Source organism: Anaeromyxobacter dehalogenans 2CP-1, from assembly GCF_000022145.1.
GTDB lineage: Bacteria > Myxococcota > Myxococcia > Myxococcales > Anaeromyxobacteraceae > Anaeromyxobacter > Anaeromyxobacter dehalogenans.
Map to the genome: position 1 here is coordinate 3,012,409 of NC_011891.1, position 20,166 is coordinate 3,032,574.

The 20,166-nt window shown below is 76.2% G+C and carries 18 protein-coding genes and 1 tRNA gene; 12 read left to right on the plus strand and 7 right to left on the minus strand.

The genetic code is table 11. The features are described from left to right. The first annotated feature begins 14 nt into the window (after positions 1-14). A complete protein-coding gene (locus A2CP1_RS13755) occupies positions 15-1,337 on the plus strand; it encodes a M23 family metallopeptidase (protein WP_012526644.1) in 1,323 nt (440 codons plus the stop codon). Here A2CP1_RS13755 and A2CP1_RS13760 read toward each other — a convergent pair. Both A2CP1_RS13760 and A2CP1_RS13765 read right to left on the minus strand, forming a co-directional pair. Then, complete coding sequence (locus A2CP1_RS13760) at positions 1,330-2,643, minus strand: PAS domain S-box protein (RefSeq protein WP_012633832.1); 1,314 nt, start codon at positions 2,641-2,643, stop codon at positions 1,330-1,332. The genes A2CP1_RS13755 and A2CP1_RS13760 overlap by 8 nt on opposite strands. 76 nt (positions 2,644-2,719) lie before the next feature. Beyond that, positions 2,720-4,678 (minus strand): DEAD/DEAH box helicase, encoded by a 1,959-nt coding sequence (locus tag A2CP1_RS13765; protein ID WP_012633833.1) that lies wholly within the window; start codon positions 4,676-4,678, stop codon positions 2,720-2,722. Between the two features lie 208 nt (positions 4,679-4,886). Here A2CP1_RS13765 and A2CP1_RS13770 point away from each other — a divergent pair, with 208 nt between their 5' ends. After that, on the plus strand, positions 4,887-5,855 hold the full coding sequence (locus tag A2CP1_RS13770; protein ID WP_012633834.1) for a sigma-70 family RNA polymerase sigma factor: 969 nt from the start codon (positions 4,887-4,889) through the stop codon (positions 5,853-5,855). 58 nt (positions 5,856-5,913) lie between these two features. On the opposite strand, the gene A2CP1_RS13775 is transcribed toward A2CP1_RS13770, so the two are convergent. Both A2CP1_RS13775 and A2CP1_RS13780 read right to left on the minus strand, forming a co-directional pair. Next, positions 5,914-6,576, minus strand: a complete 663-nt coding sequence (locus tag A2CP1_RS13775; RefSeq protein WP_012633835.1) for a hypothetical protein — start codon at positions 6,574-6,576, stop codon at positions 5,914-5,916. Beyond that, on the minus strand, positions 6,573-6,827 hold the full coding sequence (locus A2CP1_RS13780) for a hypothetical protein (protein WP_012633836.1): 255 nt from the start codon (positions 6,825-6,827) through the stop codon (positions 6,573-6,575). The genes A2CP1_RS13775 and A2CP1_RS13780 overlap by 4 nt, the downstream gene beginning before the upstream one ends. A 135-nt stretch (positions 6,828-6,962) precedes the next feature. Between A2CP1_RS13780 and A2CP1_RS13785 the strand changes: the two genes are divergently transcribed. The 3 genes from A2CP1_RS13785 to A2CP1_RS13795 all read left to right on the plus strand — a co-directional run bounded on the left by A2CP1_RS13785 (position 6,963) and on the right by A2CP1_RS13795 (position 10,637). Next, positions 6,963-7,742 carry a DUF4159 domain-containing protein gene (locus A2CP1_RS13785; protein ID WP_012633837.1) on the plus strand — a complete coding sequence of 260 codons (780 nt, stop codon included), beginning with the start codon at positions 6,963-6,965 and terminating at the stop codon, positions 7,740-7,742. A 6-nt stretch (positions 7,743-7,748) separates the two neighbouring features. Then, positions 7,749-10,034 carry a glutamine amidotransferase gene (locus A2CP1_RS13790; RefSeq protein WP_012633838.1) on the plus strand — a complete coding sequence of 762 codons (2,286 nt, stop codon included), beginning with the start codon at positions 7,749-7,751 and terminating at the stop codon, positions 10,032-10,034. Positions 10,035-10,145: 111 nt separating this feature from the next. Continuing rightward, on the plus strand, positions 10,146-10,637 hold the full coding sequence (locus A2CP1_RS13795) for an FKBP-type peptidyl-prolyl cis-trans isomerase (RefSeq protein ID WP_012633839.1): 492 nt from the start codon (positions 10,146-10,148) through the stop codon (positions 10,635-10,637). A gap of 63 nt (positions 10,638-10,700) precedes the next feature. Here A2CP1_RS13795 and A2CP1_RS13800 read toward each other — a convergent pair whose 3' ends face one another. After that, complete coding sequence (locus tag A2CP1_RS13800; protein ID WP_012633840.1) at positions 10,701-12,494, minus strand: PEGA domain-containing protein; 1,794 nt, start codon at positions 12,492-12,494, stop codon at positions 10,701-10,703. A 77-nt stretch (positions 12,495-12,571) separates the two neighbouring features. Here A2CP1_RS13800 and A2CP1_RS13805 point away from each other — a divergent pair, with 77 nt between their 5' ends. Genes A2CP1_RS13805 through A2CP1_RS13815 form a run of 3 tightly spaced genes read left to right on the plus strand, consistent with a single transcriptional unit; the run spans position 12,572 to position 14,635 of the window. After that, positions 12,572-13,474, plus strand: coding sequence for an HAD family hydrolase (locus A2CP1_RS13805; RefSeq protein ID WP_012633841.1), 903 nt, complete (start codon positions 12,572-12,574; stop codon positions 13,472-13,474). After that, positions 13,471-14,259 carry an SDR family NAD(P)-dependent oxidoreductase gene (locus tag A2CP1_RS13810; protein ID WP_012633842.1) on the plus strand — a complete coding sequence of 263 codons (789 nt, stop codon included), beginning with the start codon at positions 13,471-13,473 and terminating at the stop codon, positions 14,257-14,259. Before A2CP1_RS13805 ends, A2CP1_RS13810 begins: the two co-directional genes overlap by 4 nt. A 37-nt stretch (positions 14,260-14,296) precedes the next feature. Then, positions 14,297-14,635 carry a (2Fe-2S) ferredoxin domain-containing protein gene (locus A2CP1_RS13815; protein ID WP_011420273.1) on the plus strand — a complete coding sequence of 113 codons (339 nt, stop codon included), beginning with the start codon at positions 14,297-14,299 and terminating at the stop codon, positions 14,633-14,635. Here the strand turns inward: A2CP1_RS13815 and A2CP1_RS13820 are convergent. Together A2CP1_RS13820 and A2CP1_RS13825 are read right to left on the minus strand one after the other, a co-directional pair. Continuing rightward, positions 14,628-15,476 carry a SirB1 family protein gene (locus tag A2CP1_RS13820; protein WP_012633843.1) on the minus strand — a complete coding sequence of 283 codons (849 nt, stop codon included), beginning with the start codon at positions 15,474-15,476 and terminating at the stop codon, positions 14,628-14,630. The two genes, A2CP1_RS13815 and A2CP1_RS13820, sit on opposite strands and share 8 nt — an antisense overlap. Beyond that, a complete protein-coding gene (locus tag A2CP1_RS13825) occupies positions 15,476-16,477 on the minus strand; it encodes a BtrH N-terminal domain-containing protein (RefSeq protein ID WP_012633844.1) in 1,002 nt (333 codons plus the stop codon). Before A2CP1_RS13825 ends, A2CP1_RS13820 begins: the two co-directional genes overlap by 1 nt. Positions 16,478-16,638: 161 nt before the next feature. On the opposite strand from A2CP1_RS13825, the gene A2CP1_RS13830 reads away from it, so the two are divergent. From A2CP1_RS13830 to A2CP1_RS13845, 4 genes are all read left to right on the plus strand, one after another. Beyond that, a tRNA-Asn gene (locus A2CP1_RS13830) sits at positions 16,639-16,714 on the plus strand. A gap of 184 nt (positions 16,715-16,898) precedes the next feature. Next, complete coding sequence (locus A2CP1_RS13835; RefSeq protein ID WP_012633845.1) at positions 16,899-17,342, plus strand: DUF1801 domain-containing protein; 444 nt, start codon at positions 16,899-16,901, stop codon at positions 17,340-17,342. A gap of 44 nt (positions 17,343-17,386) precedes the next feature. Then, positions 17,387-18,244 carry a class I SAM-dependent methyltransferase gene (locus A2CP1_RS13840; RefSeq protein ID WP_012633846.1) on the plus strand — a complete coding sequence of 286 codons (858 nt, stop codon included), beginning with the start codon at positions 17,387-17,389 and terminating at the stop codon, positions 18,242-18,244. An 81-nt stretch (positions 18,245-18,325) separates the two neighbouring features. Next, positions 18,326-20,158, plus strand: a complete 1,833-nt coding sequence (locus A2CP1_RS13845) for a tetratricopeptide repeat protein (protein ID WP_012633847.1) — start codon at positions 18,326-18,328, stop codon at positions 20,156-20,158. The last annotated feature ends 8 nt before the right edge of the window (positions 20,159-20,166 follow it).

Below are 20,166 nucleotides of genomic sequence, written 5' to 3' on the forward strand. Positions count from 1 at the left end.
AGATTCCCGCGCCGATGCAAGTACCTCGCTTCGACGACGCCCCCCGCCGCCGCCGCCTCCCCGTGCTGCTCGCCGGCGCCGGCTTCCTCGCCCTCCTGATCCTCGCGCTCGCCGGAGCCGCCGGCGGCCTCCGCACGGTGCCCGGCGCGCCGGCCGCCCCGGTCGCTGCTGCGCCCGAGGCCGCGGCCATGCTGCCCGCGCCCACCACCGCCACGCTCGCCCCGCACAAGCCCACGCCGGCGGAGCGGTTCCGCGCGGTGACGGTGCGGCTCGCCCGCAACCAGACCCTCGCGCAGGCGCTGGTGAAGCTCGACGTGCCGATGGCGCAGGTGAACGCGGTGGTGGCCTCGCTGAAGGGGCTGTTCCCGTTCCACCGCGCCCGCCCTGGCGACCAGCTCCGGGTGGAGCGCCGCGACGAGGACGGCGAGCTGCACCGGTTCAGCTACCGGCAGGGGCCGGCGGACGAGTGGACCGTGGAGCGCAAGGAGGACGGGTCCTTCGAGGCTCGCAAGCGCCCGGTCGAGCTGACCACCGAGGTGGCGCGCGTGGCGGTGAAGGTGGAGGGCTCGCTATGGGCGTCGCTGGAGCGCGCCGGCGAGGATCCCGAGCTGGCCGTGCTCGCCTCCGACGTGCTGGCCTGGGACGTCGACTTCTACCAGGACGTCCGCGCCGGCGACGCCATGACCATGGTGGTCGAGAAGGTGCTCGCCGACGGCAAGCTGCTCCGCTACGGCGAGGTGCTGGCCGCCGAGTACAAGGGCGAGGCGGCCGGCCGTAAGCGGCTGTTCCGCTACACCGATCCGGACGGCCACACCAGCTACTACGACGAGAACGGCAACAGCGCGCGGCGCGGCTTCCTGAAGTCGCCGCTCAAGCTCGCGCGCGTCACCTCCGGCTTCGGGATGCGCAACCACCCGCTGCTCGGCTACGTCCGCGCCCACCAGGGCGTGGACTACGGCGCGCCCACCGGCACGCCGGTCTGGGCCGTCGGGGACGGGCAGGTCCGCGAGGCCGGCTGGAAGGGCGGCTGCGGCAAGGCGGTGGTGCTGAAGCACCGCAACGGCCTGGAGTCGGTCTACTGCCACCTGTCGGCGGTGGCGGTCTCCGCGGGCAAGGCGGTGTCGCAGAAGCAGGTCATCGGCTACGTCGGCTCGACCGGCCTCTCGACCGGCCCGCACCTGCACTTCGCGGTGAAGCGCGGCGGGTCCTTCGTGAACCCGCTCCGGCTGCAGATCCCGCGCGACGCGCCCATCCCCGCGAAGTGGGCCGCCGACTTCGCCGAGAAGATCGCGCCGGTGCGGGCCAGCCTGGCCGGCGAGCCGGTCGCGCTCAACTAGCCCGCAGCACCGCCAGCGAGAGCCCGGGGAGGATCCCGGGCACGAGCGCCCACTCCAGCGCGCGCGCGCCGCTGGGCGTCGCCACCGTCGCGGCGCCCTGCCCGGCGGCCGCGCCGGACAGGTCGAGCGCGGTCTGGGCCACGTCCGCCGGCCGTCGTCCGCGCAGCGCCTCGAGGGATGCCCCCAGCAGCCGCTCCGCCGCGGGGTTCGCGTCCACGCAGCGCCCCTCCCCGTCCACGATGATCATCCCGTCGCGCGCGCTCGCGAACACCGCGCGCGCCAGCCGCTCGCGCCCGCGCAGCGCCTCGGCGGCCGCCCGCGCGTCCACCGCCGTGGCGACCACGTTCGCGACCGTCTCGAGGAAGCTCAGCTCGTCGCGCTCGAACGCCCGGGGCGCCGGGCCGGCCACCAGCAGGACACCGTGGGCGCGGCCGCTCCCGCGCACCGGCACCGCCAGCGCGCAGCCCGCGCCCGCGGCGGCGAGCAGCGCGTCCGCCAGCCGGCCGTCGCGCGCGACGTCCGGCGCGCGCGCCGGGGCGCCGCTCGCGTGCGCCAGCCCCGCCAGCGTCATCACGCTCGGCACCCCGCGCCCGCGGACATCCACGGGGAAGCCCGAGGCCGCGCGCACGCGCAGCCCGCCGTCCGCGACCTCCAGGAACGCGCCCGCCGGCAGCGCCAGCGCCGAGGCCGCCAGCGCGGCGGCCGCGTCGAGCACGTCCTGCACCTCGGGGAGGCCCAGGGCGAGCTGGGAGACGCGCGCCACCGCGGCGCTGCGGCGCAGCTCGGCCGCGCGCCTCGCCTCGTCCGAGCCGGCCCCGACCGGATCGCGGTGGCGCTGGGCGTCGCGCCAGCGCGCCACGATGAGGCGGGGCGCGCTCCTGGGCCAGGCCCGCGCCGCGAACTCGAGCCAGCGGACCGAGCCGTCGGCGTGGCGCGCGCGGACCTCGATCGGCAGGCCGTCGTCGAGCGGCGTGGACCGGGCGCTCGCCATGCTGGCGACGTCCTCGGGGGCCACGAGCGCCCAGGCGTTGCGGCCGATCAGCTCGCCGGCGCGGTAGCCGAGGAGCCGCTCGATGCCGTCGCTGAGGTAGAGGATGTCGGCGGCGGGGGAGAGGACGCCGATGACGTCGTCGGAGAACTCGGCCACCGCGGCGTGCAGGCCGTCGCCGAGGTGATCGACCTCGCGCGCGGCGTCTGCCGGCGCGCCGGAGCCGGCGCGCATGCCGGCGCCGGCCTCGAGCTCCGCGATCCGTCGGTACAGCGTGGCCAGCTCGCGCAGCAGCTCCGGGGTGGTGGCGAAGGGCATGGGGGTCTCCGGATCATACCGATCCGGGGTGTTCCCCCAAGCCCCACGGACGCGTGGCGTCCCTGCCGCCTCCGGGTCAGCGCCGCCGGCGGCGCGCCTTCTCGGCGGCGAGCTTCTTGCCGTTCCACTCCTTGCCGTCGAGGGCGGCCACGGTGGCCTCCAGCGCGGCGGGCGGGACGTCCACGTAGCTGTGCGAGCGGCGCACCTCCACGCCGACCGGCTCGAGCTCCGGCGCGAGCGCCCGGAGCGCCTCGCGCACCCTGGCCTCGTCCGCGCCGTCCTGCTCGCCGAGCGTCACGAAGACGCGGGCGCGCTGGGGCGCCGCGGCCGCTCCGGCCTCGGCGGCCACCTCGACCACCGGGGTGCCGTCGCCGTTCGCCGCCGGCGGAGCTTCGGGCCGGGCGCCGGCCGTCGCCTCGCGATCGCGTCCGCCGCGGCGGCCGCGATCCCGATCCCGATCCCGGTCCCGATCCCGGTCCCGGTCCCGGTCCCGATCGCGGCCGCGGTCGCGCGAGCGCTCCCGGCCGCCCTCAGGCCGGCCCTCGCCGGCCTCGCGCCGGGCCTCACCGGCCTCGCGGCCCTCGCGCTCCTCGCCGCCCGGCGCGCGGCGCCCGGCGGCGCGGCCCTCGGGCTGCACCCGGCGCTCGTGCTCCGTGCGCTTGTGCTCGGCCTTCTCGCGGTCCTGCGCCTTCTCCATGCGCTGGTGCGTGAAGAAGTACTTGAGCGCGAACGAGATCAGGTACTCGCCATCGGGCCGGTTGCGCAGCTCCTGGGCGAGCGGGATGTAGGCCTCGAAGATCGAGGAGCTCATCGCGTCCTTGAGGACGGCGACGTGGCGGTCGGTCCAGATCTTCCGCGCCTCCTCCGGCGTCGGGAGCGCCTTCTTCTCGAAGACGATCTCGTACTTCTTCTGCAGCGCGGTCAGCGTGTGCAGGTCGCCGCCGGACACGAGCGAGAGGCTGGTGCCCTTCTTGCCGATGCGGCCGGTGCGGCCCACGCGGTGCAGGAACACCGCCGGGTCCTCGGGCAGCGAGTAGTTGATGACGTGCGAGAGGTCGGAGATGTCGATGCCGCGGGCCGCGATGTCGGTCGCGACCATGAAGCGGACCTCGCCGCGCTTCACCTTCGCCATCACCCGCTCGCGCTCCTTCTGCGGCAGGTCGCCGTTCAGCAGCTCGGCGTCGTAGCCGTTGCGGTTCAGCACCGCGGTGACGAGCGAGGTGTCGCTGCGCGTGTTGCAGAAGATGATCGCCGCCTCGGGCTCCTCCATGCCGATCATGTAGAGGAGGTTGCGCGGCTTCGGGTACGCGTCCACGGTCGGGTACATCACGTTGTTGATGTTCTCGACCTTGTACTCGTCGCCGGAGAGCAGGATGGTCTCCGGGTCGGTGAGGTAGTCGTGGATGATCTGCTCGATGTCCGCCGGGACGGTGGCGGAGAAGAGCAGCTGCTGCACGTCGGCGGGGAGGTGGTCGAGGATGCGCGTCACCTCCTCGAAGAACCCCATGTTCAGCATCTCGTCCGCCTCGTCGAGGCAGCAGACCATCACCTCCTCGAGCCGGAGCGTCTTGCGGCGGATGTGGTCGTAGATGCGGCCGGGGGTGCCGACCACGATCTCCGCGCCGGCCTTCAGCTTGTCGAGCTGGTCGCCCATCGACGCGCCGCCGTAGATCGTCACCACGCCGAGGTCGCGGTGCTTCGCCAGCGCGGTGACCTCCTCGGCGACCTGGATGGCGAGCTCGCGGGTCGGGCACATCACCAGCGCCGATGGCTTGCGGCGGCCGTCCGGGATGCGCTCGAGGATGGGGATGGAGAACGCGGCGGTCTTGCCGGTGCCGGTCTTGGACCGGACGATCACGTCCTTGCCGTCGCGGATGGGCCGGAAGGTCGCGGACTGGACCGGCGTCGGCTTCGTGTACCCGTGCTCCGCGACCGCGCGCCGCACCGGCTCCGAGAGCCCCATGTCGTCGAACGACGCTTCCGAAACGTAATCAGAGGGCGCCGCCGAGGGCGCCTCGCCGTGGACTTCTTCCATGCTGTCACTCACTCCGTTGGAGTTGGGAGCGACGCATGGCGGGCTCGCCTGGTTCCGCGCCAGCCCCGATGCGTTGATCGGGGCCCGCGCCGCTCCGCGAAAACCGCCATGCGCCGACGTGTCGTCTCGCGCCTTGCGCGCGAGGCGCGACACCTATATCACAACGCACTTGCGCGGCCGCCAGTTCCCGTGGCAGCCCGGACTCCCCATGTCGGACGAGACGCGTCACCGCTCCACGAAGGGCCGCCCCGCACTCCCGTCCGCCGGGGAGGCGCGCGACCGCTCCGAGGGCGGGCTGGTCCGCTACGACCCGCTCCGCGCGTACATGGCCGAGGTGGCGCGCCACCCGGTGCTCTCGCGGGACGAGGAGCACGCGCTCGCGGTCCAGTACCGCGAGACCGGCGACGTGGACGCCGCGTACCGGCTGGTCGCGTCCAATCTGCGACTGGTGGTGAAGATCGCCCACGAGTACCGCCGCACCGCGTTCCAGCTCCTGGATCTCGTCCAGGAAGGCAACCTCGGGCTCATGCAGGCGGTGAAGAAGTACGATCCGTGGAAGGGCGTGAAGCTCTCGTCCTACGCGGCCTGGTGGATCCGCGCGTACATCATCCGCTTCATCATGGAGAACTGGCGGCTGGTGAAGCTCGGGACCACCCAGGCGCAGCGCAAGCTGTTCTTCAACCTCTCCAAGGAGCGCGAGAAGCTGCTCGCGCGCGGCATCGAACCGACGCCGCGGCTGCTCGCGAAGAACCTCCAGGTCGAGGAGAAGGACGTGGAGGAGATGAGCGCGCGCATGGCCGCGGACGACCTCTCGCTGGACGCGCCGGTCGGCACCGAGGGCGACGACGGCCGCCAGAACCGCCTCGACCGGCTGGCCGACGACGGCGGCCCGTCGCCCGACGCCGCGCTCGGCGACGAGCAGCTCCGGCGGATCTTCCGCGAGAAGCTGGACGCGTTCTCCGGGACGCTCACCGACGAGAAGGAGCGGTACATCTTCGAGCACCGCCTCCTCCCGCCCGACGGCACGCCGCCGCTCACGCTGCAGGAGGTGGGCGACCACTTCCGCCTCACCCGCGAGCGCGCCCGCCAGATCGAGGCCAAGCTGACCGGGCGGCTGCGCGAGTTCCTCCGCGCCGAGATCCCGGACTTCGAGCTGCTCGGGCCGCCCGAGACCTGAGGCACGTGCACCGCCCGGACCGCGCCCCTGCGCGCCGCCGGGCGGCGCGCGAGTCGCGCTAGTCGCGCAGCGCGCCCGGCCCCGGACGCGCCGCGGCCGCGCCGCGCGCGAGCTGGAACGCCGCGCCCGCCACGCCCGCCACCACCGCGAACCCGAGCAGCGCGAACGGCCGGATCGCCAGCTCGGAGGCGAGCGGCCGGGGCCCGGCCGCCGCCAGGAGCCCGACGCCGAGCGCGAGGCCGCCGGAGAGCGCGCACAGCACCACCGCGACGGCGCGGGACGCCGCCAGCGCGAGCAGCGCCGCCGCGAGCGCCCCGAGCCCCGCCCCGACCGCCGCCCGCCCGCCGATGGGCAGGTGGACTCCGGCCAGGGCGCCGGCGAGCGCGCCGGCCGCGGCGGGGAAGAGCGGCGGCATCGCCGCGCAGGCCACCCCCAGCACCGCCGCGCCCAGCCCGGCCGACGCGACGGCGGAGAGCTCCAGCTGCGGGCCGAGGAGCCGCCGCGCCGCGAGCGCCGCCAGCACCCCCACCGCAGCGCCCCCCACGGCCGCGGCCGGGCGCCGCAGCCGGTCGGAGGCGACCAGGGCCGCGAGCCCGACCACCACCAGCGCGAGGCCCAGCGGCCAGCCGAACGCACGGGTCGCCAGCGCGACCCGCACCAGCCCCGTCAGCGCGTCGCCCAGCGGGCCGACCGGCATCGCCGCCGCGAGCGCCGCGGTCACCCCGCCCCCAGCACGGTCCAGAGCGTCAGCGCGACGGCGACGAGCACCCCGGCGGCTCCGACCGCCAGCGCCGCCGGGTCCGGCCTGAAGGAGGCCAGCGCGTCCCCGGCGGTCCGCCGGGCGACCTCGCTGGCGTCCGGATCCCCGAGCACGCGCCGCGCCTCGAGGGCGGCGCCCCGGTGGTCCCCGACGTCCAGCAGCGCGGCGATCCGCCCGCCCGGGCCGGTGCTTCCCCTGTCCCTGCGCGACATGGCGGCGGACTCTAGCACGGGCCTCTGGCGGGCCTCCGCCGCAGGCGCGGGTTGTGCGGGCGTCCCGGCGCGACCCGGCCTAGACTGTGGGGGCCCGCGGCGCGGTCCGGCCGCGGCCGACGCTGGCCCATCCCGATGCCCCGCCCCTCGCGCCCCATCTCGCGCCGACGCTTCCTGCAGGGCGCCGCCGCCGCGGCCGTCGCGGCCGTCGCGGCCGCGCTGCCCCGCGGCGCACGCGCGCTGACCCCGGACGCGATGCTGCAGATCGGCCACGTCCAGCACGGGGGCAACTGGAACCCGCGGCCCACCGCGCTGCGCCGGCTCGGCTGGGAGCTCGGCCGCCGGACCTCGATCGAGCCCGCCGCCGACGCCGTGCCGGTCCGCCTCGATCGGCCGGGCCTGCACCGCCACCCCATGCTCTACCTGGCCGGCGCCGGCGGGCTACCCGCGTTCTCCGAGCCGGAGCGGGCCGCGCTCCGCCGCCACCTCATGTACGGCGGCTTCCTGCTGGTGGACTCGGCCGACGCGTCGGACGGGACCGGCTTCGACGCGGCGGTCCGGCGCGAGCTCGCCCAGGTGCTGCCCGCCTCGCCGCTGCAGCCGGTGGCCCGCGAGCACGTGCTCCACAAGACGTTCTACCTGCTCGACCGGCAGGGCGGCCGCGTGCTGGTGAAGCCGTGGCTGGAGGCGCAGGCCGTCGACGGCCGGCTGGCGGTGGTCTACTCGCAGAACGATCTCGGCGGCGCGTGGGCGCGGAGCGAGCTGGGCGACTGGGAGTACCCGTGCACCCCCGGCGGCGAGGCGCAGCGCGAGGCGGCGTTCCGCGCCGGCGTGAACCTGGCGATGTACGCGCTGTGCACCGACTACAAGGACGACGCGGTGCACCTGCCGTTCATCCTGCGGCGGCGGAGCTAGGCGGCGGTGGACGGCGAGACCTTCAACGCCTGGCGGCTCACCGCCCTCACCCCGCTGCCGGCGTGGGCGCTCGCCCTGCTCGGCCTCGCGGCGCTCGCCTCGATCGCGCTCGCCTGGCGCGGCCTCGCCGGCGAGCCGCGGCGCGCGCGGAAGGCCGCGCTCGTCGCGCTCCGCGCGGTCGCGGCGGCGCTGGCGCTGGCGCTGCTCGCCGAGCCCGCGCTGGAGCTGCTCCAGACCGCGCGGGTGCGCAACCGGTTCGCGGTGCTGGTGGACGCGTCGCGCTCGATGGCGTTCCCGCTCGAGCCGGGCGGTCCGTCGCGCGCGGCCGCGGCGGGCGCGTTCCTGCGCGAGCACCGGGCCGAGCTGGAGCGGCTGGCCGACCGGGTCGATCTCGAGTGGTACGGGTTCGGCGGCGAGGTGGCGCCGGCGGACCCGGCGCAGGCGGTGCGCGGCCTCGAGCCCGCGGCCGGCCGCACCGACCTGCTCGGCGCGCTCGAGGCGGTGACGTCGGGCGCGGGCGCGTCGAGCCGCCGGCTGGCCGGCGCGCTGGTCGTGTCCGACGGCGCCGACAACGCGGCGCTCGCCGACGGGCTCTCCGGCGCCACCCGCGCCCGGCTGCGCGCGCTGGGCGTGCCGGTGAGCGCGGTGGCGGTGGGGCGCAGCGCGCCGCGCGACCTGGCGGTGGAGCGCGTCGCGGTGGACGACTTCGCGTTCGTCCGCAACACGGTGACCGTCGAGGCGACGCTGCGCGCGCGCGGCCTGGAGGCCCAGGACGTGCGGGTGGTGCTCCGGCGCGAGGGCGCGGTGGTGGCGCAGGCGACGGTGCGGCTCGAGCCGGGGAAGGAGCGCTACTCGGTGCCCCTCTCCTTCGCGCCCGACCAGACCGGCACGTTCGTGTTCACGGTGGCCGCGCCGGTCCTGCCCGGCGAGGCCGTGACCGAGAACAACCAGCGCTCGTTCGTGCTCCGCGTCATCCGAGACCGCGTCCGCGTGCTGATGGTCGCGGGCCGGCCGAGCTGGGACGTGCGCTTCCTGCGCGGGCTGCTCAAGCAGGATCCCAACGTGGACCTGGTGAGCTTCTTCATCCTGCGGACCAACGCCGACCAGCCCGGCCCGCAGGAGGACCTCTCGCTCATCCCGTTCCCGGTCGCGGAGATCTTCGGCGAGCAGCTCCGGACGTTCGACGCGGTGCTGTTCGTCGACTTCGCCTACGGGCCGTACCGCGGCCTGGAGATCGACCGCTACCTGCCGAACCTCCGCGACTACGTGCGCGGCGGCGGCGCGCTCGCCATGGTGGGCGGCGAGCAGAGCTTCGGCGACGGGCGCTACGGGCAGACGCCGCTCGCCGAGGTGCTGCCGGTGGCGCCGCTCGACGGCACCAGCGAGGCCGAGGGCGAGTTCCGGCCTCGGCTGACCGCCGAGGGCAAGCGGCACCCGGTCACGGCGCTCGCGCCGGGCGAGGCGCCGAACGAGGCCGCCTGGGCGGGCCTGCCGCCGGTCACCGCCGTCAACCTCACCCGCGCCCTGCCGCCGGGCGCCGGCGCGTCGGTGCTGCTCGAGGCGCCCGCGGTGAGCGTGGGCGGCCGCGCGGCGCCGCTGGTGGCGGTGCGGGAGGTCGGCCAGGGGCGCACGCTCGCGGTCGCCACCGACGCCACCTGGCGCTGGGGCTTTCTCGCCGCCGAGGGCGGCCAGGGCAACCGCGCGTACCTGCGCTTCTGGAACGGCGCGCTGCGCTGGCTGGTGCGCGATCCGTCGCTCGGGCCGCTGCAGGTGGAGCCCGACGCGCCGTCGGTCGAGCCCGGCGCGCCGGTGGGGCTCACCGTCACCGCGCGCGGGCCGGACTGGGGCCCGGCCGCCGGGAAGAAGGTCTCGGCGGACCTGGTGTCCGAGGACGGACGCACCGTGGCGCACGGCGAGGCGGTGGCGGGCGAGGACGGGACGGCGCGGATCGAGCTCGTGCCGCCCGGGCCGGGCGCCTACCGGGTGGTCTCGCGCGCGGAGGGCGTCGGGGACCCGGCCAGCGCCGCGGTGGCGGTGCGCGGCGCCGGGCCGGAGGACGCGGACGCGGCACCGCGGCCGGAGCTCCTCCAGGCGGTGTCCGAGGCGACCGGGGGCGCGTTCTCCGCGCTGCCCGGCGGCGACCTCCCCGACCTCGCCCTGGCGGACCCCGAGGTGGTCGAGATCGGGCGCCGCAAGGCGCTGCCGATCTGGGATCGCTGGTGGACGCTGGCTGGCCTCGCGGCGGTCCTGACGGCCGAGTGGGTGCTCCGCCGGCGATGGGGCTACTGGTAGGCGGGTGGCGGACCCCCGGTCGTATTTCCTTGCCAGCCGGTCCCCGGCCGGGAAATACCGGCCGAAGGGAGGCGCACCGCCGTCCCGAGCTCCACGGCCTCAGGAGGGCCCATGAAGATCGCGAAGGGCAGCGTCGTCGGCCTCGATTACTCGCTGCACCTCGGAGACGGGAAGGTCGTGGACCAGTCCGAGCCGGGCGAGCCGCTCACCTACCTCCACGGCGAGGGGCAGATCGTGCCGGGTCTGGAGTCGGCGCTCGAGGGCGTCGACGTGGGCGAGTCGCGCAAGGTGGTGGTCGCGCCCTCCGACGGGTACGGCGAGCACGATCCGCGCGGCGTGCAGGAGGTGCCGCGCAAGGCGTTCCCGCCCGGCTTCGACCCGCAGGTCGGGATGGAGCTGACCGCGGAGGGCGCCGACGGCGAGCCGGTGCCGTTCGCGATCCGCGAGGTGAAGCCGGAGTCGGTGGTGATCGACCTCAACCACCCGCTCGCCGGCAAGACCCTGCACTTCGAGGTGACGGTGCGCGACGTCCGCGCCGCGACCGCGGAGGAGCTGGAGCACGGTCACGCCCACGGCCCCGAGGGCCACGGGCACGACCACTAGTCCCTCGGCTCCGCGCCGCCGTCGCGGCGCGACGCTCGGGACGAGCGGCGCGGTCGAAGGGCGCTACGGCGTCGGCGTCACCGCGTAGGTCCAGGTCTCGTTGGGGCGGAGCTCGAAGCGCTCCTGCACGCGGGCCTCGCCGAGACGCGCCTCCACCTGGTGGGCGCCCTCCCAGAGCTGGACCTTGACGCTCCCCTCCCCGACGCGCCGCCCGTCCACCCGGACCTCGGTGCCCGGCGGCGCGGTCACGGCGAGCACCCCGCGGCCGAGCGCGAAGCGTACGGCCGTGCCCTGCCCGCGCGCGGTGACCCGCTTCTGCACGTCCACCCCTTCGGCCGCGTTGCGCAGGCGGACCCGGTGGTCGCCCCTCGACACCGGCACCGTCACCGGGCTTCGCCCCACCCGCTTGCCGTCCACGTAGACGTCGCCTTCCGGCTCCGCGGTGATCGCGAGCGACGGCGCCGGTGCCGCCGCCGCGCGGCGCGGCTCGGGGGCGGCCGGCGTGCGCTCCGCCGGCGCGGCGTCGGCCGGAGGCTCCGGCGCGGGCGCGGGCGCGGGCGCCGTGGCGCGGGGCGCCGGTGGCGCGGCGACGGGCGCCGGGGCCGCGGCGATCGGCGCGGCGGCGGGGGCGGCGGCGCGCGGCTGGGAGCGGGACAGCACGAAGCCGATCCCGAAGCCCACCCCGGCCATCGCCACCGCGATCCCGAGCACGATCGGCAGCGCCGACCGCGGGGGCGGCGCGGGCGCGGCGAAGGTGATGGCGGCGTCGGGTGGCGGCGCGAGCGACACCGGCGCCGGCTGGGCGGCGGCCGCTGCCGCGCCGACCAGGACCGGGGCAGGGATCTCGACCGGCACCGCGGCGGCGAGGGCGGCCGAGGCCGTGGCCGGCGCGGCGGCCACCTCGGCCACGGGCGCCGCCGGGGCCGGGGCCGGGACCGTGGCCGGGGTGACCACCGCCGCCGGCCGCCGCGCCGGGAACGGCGCCACCAGCTCCGCCGAGACCTCGGCGGTGATCTCCGGCGCGGGCCGCACCGGCACGGCGCGCTCGGCGCCCGCCGGCGAGAGCGCGCGGGCCACCATCCGCAGCACCTCCCCGCGCTCCCCCTCCCCGGCCGGAAGGATCGCCTCGAGGTACGCCGCCATCGCCTCCGGCGGTGCGGCGGGCAGCGCGCCCGCCAGCGCCTCGCCGAGCGCGTCCGCAGACGGGAACGGCTCGTGGCCGCCGGCCCCGAGCGCGCGGTCCACCACCGCGGCGAGCGCCGGCGGGATCCCCGGCCCCTCCAGCGGCACCGGCGCCGCCGGGGGCGGCTCGCCGGCCAGGCACTCGTGCAGGATCGCGCCGAGCGCGCGAAGGTCGCCGGCCGGGTTCCCCGCGCCGCCGGTGCCGAGCCCGGACAGCAGGCAGGACCCGTCGTCGGCCACCAGCACCCGCTCCGGCGCGAGCGCGCCGTGGGCGAGCGGCTGGCCCTCCCCCGCGTCCACCGCGTGGACGGCCGCGAGCGCCGCGCAGGCGTCCAGCCCGGCGCGGAGGACCAGCTCGGGCGGCAGGCGCCCTCCGCCGTCCAGCAGCGCGCGCAGGGTGGCGCCGCGCCGGTGCGCCTCGACCGCCACCAGCGCCTCGCCGAGCGTCTCCAGCCCGAGGACGGGGACGGCGTTCGGGTGGTGCACCCGCGCGGCGGCCTCGGCGTCGCGCACCAGCGCGGCGAGCCGCGTCGGGTCGTCGGTGAGCCCCGGAGGCGCGTACGCGAGCACCACCGCGCGCGGGGCGCCCCCGCGCCGGTCCACCGCGAGGGCGCGCCGCCAGCCGGCGGCGTCGTGCAGGGGCGTGATCACCTGGAAGCGTTCGTTCGCGGTCACGCGCGGATATTAGCAAGGGACCGCCGGAAGGCGTGTCCCCGGTGGCGGCTGCGGCCCCACCCGGCTACCATGCGCGCGTGCCGAGCATCCGGGCGGTCGTCACCGACCTCGACAACACGCTGTATCCGTGGGTGGACTACATCGTCCCCGCCCTGGAGGCGATGATCGACTCGCTGGCGGCCACCACCGGGCTGCCCCGCATCCGGATCGTCCAGTCGCTGAAGGCGGTGTACGCACAGTACGAGTCGAACGAGTACCCGTTCGCGATCCAGCTGTCCGACATCTTCCGCCCGTACGAGGCGGACTTCGACTCGTTCAACGCGCTGGTGGTGGACCCGGCCCGGCTCGCGTTCCGCGCGGCGCGCGACCGGTACCTGAAGCCCTACCCCGGCGTGCGCGAGACGCTCGACCAGCTCCGCGGCCGCGGGCTGAAGGTGGTGGCGCTCACCGACGCGCCGCGGAACGCGGCCGAGCTGCGCCTGAAGCACCTGAAGCTCGACGGCCACTTCGACGCGCTCTACACGCTCCCGTTCTTCCCGCTCCCGGAGAACGTGGCCCCGGAGATCCGGCGCAAGGAGGAGGAGGGCCACTACCGCGGGAAGACGCCGGTGGTGGAGCTCCCGCGCGACGCCGAGAAGCCGAACCCGGCCGGCCTGCGGCGCATCCTCTCCGACCTCGGCCTGCGCGGCCGCGAGGTGATCTACGTCGGCGACAACGTCAAGAAGGACATGGCGGTGGCGCAGGCGTGCGGCGCGGTGGGCGTGTGGGCGGAGTACGGCACCTACGTGTCCAAGGAATACCGCGATCGGCTCGCGGTCATCTCCGCGCGGAAGATCACCCAGCGGCACGTGGCCGACGAGGCGCAAGGGCGCTGGCCGCTCGCCATCTCCAGCTTCGTCCAGGTGCTCGACGTGCTCGAGGGCGCACGATGGGGCCCGGGCCGCCGCGCGCCGGCCGGGCGCGCCAGGAGGGCGCGATGACCGTGGTGGCGCGGTACGCCGATCTCGCGGGACGCAGGGCCCTGGTGACGGGCGGCTCCTCCGGCATCGGCCTCGGCATCGCCGAGGCGCTGCTCGGCCAGGGCGCGCGCGTCGCCGTGCAGTACCGATCCCACCGGGCCGCGGCCGAGGCGCTCGCGGCGCGCCACCCCGGGCAGGCGATGGCGATCGGCGCCGACCTGGGCACCGAGGCCGGCTGCGTCGCGTGCGTGCGCGAGGCGGCCGCCGCGCTGGGCGGCCTCGACCAGCTGGTCCACTCGGCAGGGATCTGGAACGAGGCGCCCATCGCGACCCTCCAGGCCGACCGGCTGGAGGAGATCTTCCGCGTCAACGTGTTCAGCGCGTTCTACCTGGTCCGCGAGGCGCTCCCGCACCTCGGGCACGACGGGCGCGGCAACGTCGTCCTCATCGGCTCCACCGCCGGGCAGCGCGGCGAGGCGCGGCACGCGCACTACGCGGCGTCGAAGGGCGCGCTGCAGTCGCTCGCGATGAGCCTCGCGGTCGAGCTCGCCCCCGGCACGCGCGTCAACCTCGTCTCCCCTGGCTGGATCCGCACGCCCATGGCGGAGGCCGCGCTCGACGAGACCGGGGCCGCCATCGCCGCCACCCTGCCCAACCGCCGCCTGGGCGAGGTGGACGACGTGGTGCAGGCGGTGCTCTACCTCGCGAGCGAGGCGTCGGGGCACCTGGTCGGCGAGGACCTGGCCGTCTCGGGCGGCGCGCTGCTGGTCGTGCCGCGCGGCCAGCTCGTGCCGCGCGATCCCTGACCTGGCGGCGCGCGGGCGCCAGCGCTAGATCCGCGCCATGCGCTTCCGCCATCACGTCTTCGTCTGCGAGAACCACCGGGACCCGTCGGATCCGCGCGGCGCCTGCGGCAACAAGGGCAGCGAGGCGATCCGCGCCGCGCTGAAGGCGGAGGTCGCCCGGCGCGGGCTGAAGGCGCAGGTGCGCGTGAACGGCGCCGGGTGCCTGGACGCGTGCGCGTTCGGCCCGTCGATCGTGGTCTACCCGGAGGGCGTCTGGTACGGCCACGTCTCGCCCGCCGACGTGCCGGAGATCGTGGAGCGGCACCTGGTCGGCGGCACGCCGGTGGAGCGGCTCCGGCTCCCGCGCCTGGAGGGCCGCGAGCCGCCGGTCAGTTGAGCAGCGCGCCGCGGCCGGCCCGCAGCCCGGCCACCGCCGCCCGCACCTCCTCGGCGTCTCCGGCCGCGGGCGCGAGCGACAGGTACGCCTCGAGATCGCGGATGGCGGCGGCGGCCCCGCCCAGCCGCGCCGCGGCGAGGCCGCGATCGCGCAGCGCCTCGCGCTGGTCCGGGGTGACCAGCAGGATGCGGTCGAGCACCCAGAACAGCCGGACGTCGTCCTTCCGCTCCGCGTAGACGCGCTTCAGGTTCTGCAGCATGCGCGCGAGGAGCTGGCGCGGCGAGACCGCGGCGAGGTAGCGCGCGTCGAGGTCCTTGCCGCCGGTGCGCGCCTTGTAGCGCGCCACGCACTCGTCGGCCGAGAGCATCTCGCCGCCGTGGTAGGCGTCCACGAACACCTCCACGCCGCCGGGCGAGACGTACTTCGCGAGGAAGTGGCCCGGGAAGCCGACCCCCTCCAGCCGCAGCCCGGCGCGCCGCCCGACCTCCATGTACACCAGCGCCAGCGTGATGGGGATCCCGAGGCGGCGATCCAGGACGTCGTTGAGGAACGAGTTGCGGGGGTCGTAGTAGTCGTCGTCGTTGCCGCGGAGCCCCTCCTCGTCGTGGAGCACCTCGCGCAACGCGCGGAGCGCAGACGCCGCGCGCACCGGCCCGGGGACCCGCCGCACCACGCGCGCGGCGAGTTCGTCGAGGCGGGTGAGGTACGCCTCGGGCTCGAGCGCCGGGTACTCCTCCTGCGCGATGGCGAGCGCCGCCTCGTCGAGCGGGACCGGGTCGCGTCCCAGGAGCTCGGCGAAGCGCGCGCGCGCACGGCCCTCCAGATCTCTCGTCGCCGTCATCAGGGCACCCGCGCCGCCACGTCCTCGTGGTACCGCCGCTCCGCCTGCGCCAGCGCGCGCGCCTGCGCCGCCAGCTCCGGGGACACCGCCGCCCCGGGCGCCTCGCCCACCGCCCGCATCGCCCCGGCGAGCGCGCTCCAGCCCGCCGCGAGCGCGTCCATCCGCTCCGCGAGCCCGAGCGCGGCGAGGCCGGGGACCGCCGCCTCCGCCTCGCGCAGGAACCGGGCGTACAGCGCCCGGAACATGCCGCCGCCGGTGCCGCGCTTCTCGATCACCTGCCAGGCGTAGCGGAAGCACCAGGCCCGGTCCGCCTCGCCGGTCGCGCGCGCCGGCCAGTCCGGCAGCTCCGCCGCGAAGCGCTCGACCGCCGACACGCCCGCGAAGCCGTCCGGGTCGAGCAGCATCTCGCGCGCCTGCCGGCGCAGCGCCTCGCGCACGGCCTCGCCGAGCGGGCGCGGCGGGGCCGGCGCGTCCACCTCCAGCCACGGGTTGCCGCCCGTCCCGAACGGCGGCGCGATGGAGGCGCGGGCGCGCGCCAGCGCGTCGAGCGGGACGGCCTCCAGGCCGGGCCGGTCGGTGTCGGCCAGCCAGGCGATCCCGCGCGCCGGGTCGTGGCCCGCGAGCACCACCCGGTGGCCGCCGAAGCGGGTGCGGCTGTGCCAGTACGGCAGCTCCGCCAGGTCGGTGGACAGGATCGGCGCGAGCCCACGCTCCAGGGCGGCGCGCGCGCCCTCCCAGGCCGCGGCGGGATCGTCGGCGCCGCGCTCCACGGCGGAGACGCCGAGCACCTCGCAGGCGGCGCGCTCCAGGTGCGCCGACCGGCCCACGAACAGGTGGCTGGGCGAGAGCTCCGGCGCAGAGAGGTAGTAGAAGCCGAGTCCCGCGCCCAGGCCGAACGCCATCGGCTCGGACAGCGCCACGCCGCGGACGCGCAGCGCGTCCGCGAGCGCGGTGGAGCCGCAGTGCAGGCCGGGCCGGTGCTCGAAGCCGGGCAGGATCACCGGAGGAGTATAGCGGCCGGGGCACGCTGCACGACTTCCCGGCCCCGGAGGCCGAGGGACGCCTGCCTCGGCACCGGGCACCCGCGCGGCCGATGCACCGGGCGGGGGCGCTACCCCCTTGACGACGCCCCGGCCCTTCTCTAGATTCGCGCCCCTGCCATTCCCCAGTAGCTCAGTTGGCAGAGCAGGTGACTGTTAATCACCGGGTCGCATGTTCGAGTCATGCCTGGGGAGCCATCTTCGACAGCCCGGCGGACCGTCGCTCGACGGTTCGCCGGGCTGTTCGTCTTTTCAGGCCCCAGCTTCGCCCGGGCCAGGCGGTCGCACGTTCAGTAGAATCGTGCGCATGCGAGCCAAGCCGCGACCGAAGCCCAGGGCCACGTCCAGCGCCACCCGGCGACGCCCATCCGCCGCCACGTCCGTGCGCACGCCGACCGCGCGCCCGAAGGCCAGGCCGCGCGCGAACGGGAAGGTGGTCCTGCTCGCGGGGGGCAACCCGCAGATCGCGAAGGCGGACGGCGACGCGCCGGTTCAGGCGTACGTCGCCGCGCTGACGGGCTGGAAGGGCGACGTCGCGAGGCGCCTCGACGCGCTCGTCGTCGGCAGCGTGCCCGGCGTGCGCAAGGCGGTGAAGTGGAACTCGCCGTTCTACGGCATCGAGGGCCAGGGCTGGTTCCTGTCGTTCCACACCTTCTCCCGCTACGTGAAGGTGACCTTCTTCCGTGGCACGTCGCTGCGCCCCGCTCCCCCCGGAGGCACGGGCAAGGACGCGCGCTGGATCGACCTCCACGAGAACGACCTCGACGAAACGCAGCTGGCGAGCTGGGTGAAGCAGGCGGCGGCGTTGCCCGGCTGGACGCCGTAGCACACGAGCGCGGCGCCACCTGCCGCCCTTCCCGGAAACGCAACATGTCGGACCGCCCGAGGCAGATCCCCGATCCCACCGCAGTGCGCGTGGCGCTGTGGCGCGCGCTGCACGTGCTCGCCGACCCGCCGCCGCACGTGCTCGAGGACACCGTCGGCCTCGCGCTGGCAGGCCCGGACGAAGGCTGGCGCCTGCGGCCCGACATGGGCGCGTTCACGCGTCCGTTCCGCGCGTCGATCGTGGCCCGCGCGCGCTTCGTCGAGGACCTCGTCGAGGAGCAGGTCGCGCGCGGCGTCGGGCAGTACGTCGTCCTCGGGGCCGGCCTGGACACGTTCGCGCTGCGCCGGCCGGAGCTCGGCGCGCGGCTGCGCGTGTTCGAGGTGGACGAGCCGGCGACGCAAGCCTGGAAGCGGCGGCGGCTCGACGAGCTCGGCCTCGCCGTCCCGCCGTTCCTGCGGTTCGCGCCGGTGGATCTCGAGCACGGCGACCCGTGGCTCGCCCGCCTCGGCGGCGCGGGCTTCGACGCGGGGCGGCCGGCGGTCGTCGCGTCGACCGGCGTCAGCATGTACCTCACGCGGGAGGCCATCGCCTCCACGCTCCGCGCCGTCGCGTCGCTCGCGGCGGGCTCGACCCTGGTCATGTCGTTCATGCTGCCCATCGAGCGCGTCGAGCCGGCGATCCGCCCGGGCGTCGAGGCCGCCGCGCGCGGCGCGCGCGCGAGCGGCACGCCGTGGCTGAGCTTCTTCGAGCCCGGGGAGATGCTCGCCCTGGCGCGCGACGCGGGCTTCGCCGCGGCGAGGCACGTCTCGGCGGACGCGCTCAGCGCGCGCTACTTCGCGGACCGGCCGGACGGCCTGCGCCCGCCCAGCAACTCCGAGGAGCTGCTGGTGGCGACGACCTGAGCGTCGCTCATCGGCGCGGGCGGGCCTGCCGCCAGGTGACCGCGCCTCGCCCGCGGTGGTAGCATCCGCGGCCGATCTTCGATGGACCGCTCTCCACGACGCCCCGTCCGGCTGGCTGCCCTCGCCGTCGCGCTCGTCGCGGTCCTCCCCTACCTCCACACGCTGCGACACGGGTTCGCGTACGACGACCGCGTCGAGGTCGTCGAGAACGCGTACCTCCGCGGCGTCGAGGGGGTACCGGCTATCCTCTCCCATCGCGACTGGGCAGGATCGGGCAAGGGGTCCGCCACCTACCGGCCGCTCACCACCCTCTCCTTCGCCCTGAATCACGCGGTCCACGGGCTCGCCCCGTCGGGCTATCACCTCGTCAACCTGCTGCTCCACGCGGCCGTTTCCGTCCTGGTGCTCGGGCTCGCGCTCGGGCTCGGGCTCCCCCTGGCGGCCGCCACGCTGGCCGGCCTGCTCTTCGCGGTCCACCCCATCCACGTGGAGGCGGTGGCGAACGTGGCCGGGCGCAAGGAGCTCCTGGTCACCGCCTTCACCCTGGGTGCCGTGCTCCTCCACCCGGTCGCGCTCCGCCGCGGAGGCCTCCGACTCGTCGCCGCGCCGCTGCTCGGCGCGCTGGCGGCCTTCTCCAAGGAGACCGGGCTCGTCCTGATCGGCCTGATCGTCGCGCTCGACCTGCTCTTCCGCCGCGCCGAGGTCCGCGCCGCACCGCGCCGCGCGGCCACGCTCTACGCGTCCTACCTCGCGGCCGCCGGCGCCTACCTCGCCGCCCGCTGGGCCGTGCTGGGAAGCCTGGGTATGCCGGGCACGATCTTCCTGGTGAACCCGATCGCCGATGCACCGCTCCTCGAGCGGATCGCGACCGCGCTGGTCGTGCTCGGGAAGGGCCTCCAGCTCTCGATCGCGCCGGCCACGCTGTCGCCCGACTACTCGTACGCCGCGATCCCGCCGGTTGCCTCCGCCCTCGACCCGCGCCTGGCCCTGGCGGTCGCCGCGCTCGCAGGCGCGGCCGCGTTCGCTGCTTGGCCCGGGCGGCGCCGGCGCGTGCGGCTCGCCGCGGCGGCCATCTACGCCTTCGGCGTCTTCCCCGCGTCGAACCTGCTCGTCCCCATCGGGACGATCTTCGGGGAACGGCTGCTTTACCTCCCCAGCGTCGGCTTCGTCCTCGGGGTCGCCGCGGTGATGGCCACCGTCCTCGAGGGACCGCGCCGCGTAGCGCTCCGCACGATCACCGGGGTCGCGCTCGCGCTGCTGGCGGTCCGCGGCGCGTGGTACGCACGGGCCTGGTCGAACAGCCTCTCCATCTTTGCCGAGGGCGTGCGGGTCCAGCCGGCCTCGGCCCAGATGCAGCTCACCTATGGCGCGCAGTTGCTCGGGCGCAAGGAGATGGCCGGAGCGGCCGCCGCCTTCGCGCGCGCGGCGGAGATCCTGGCCGTGCGGCCCGACGCCCAGTCGGACGCCCTGGTGCAGCTCGGGGTCGCCTATGAGCAGCTCGGCCGGGCCGAGGAGGCGGAGCAGCTGTACGCCCGCGTCCTCGCGCGGGAACACCGCCATCCGGACGCGCTGTGGCGGATGGGCGTCCGGCGCTGGGCCCAGGGGGATCCACCGGGCGCCGTCCAGCTCTGGGAGCGAGCGATCGCGGCCGAGCCGCGGCACGCCCCCGCGCTCTCGGACCTCGGCTTGGCCGCCTACGCCGCCGGCGATCTCCAGGGCGCCGAGGCGCGCTTCCGCGAGGCTGCGGCGATCGCGCCGACGCTGCCGGGGGTCTGGTACAAGCTCGGCGTGGTCTGCGAGCAGCTGGGGCGCCGCGAGGAGGCGCTGGCCGCCTGGCGCCGCTTCCTCGAGCTCGCTCCGGAGCCTTCGCTCGAGCGAGACGAGATCGAGCGGCGTCTCGCCGCCAGTCCGTGAGCGCGGAC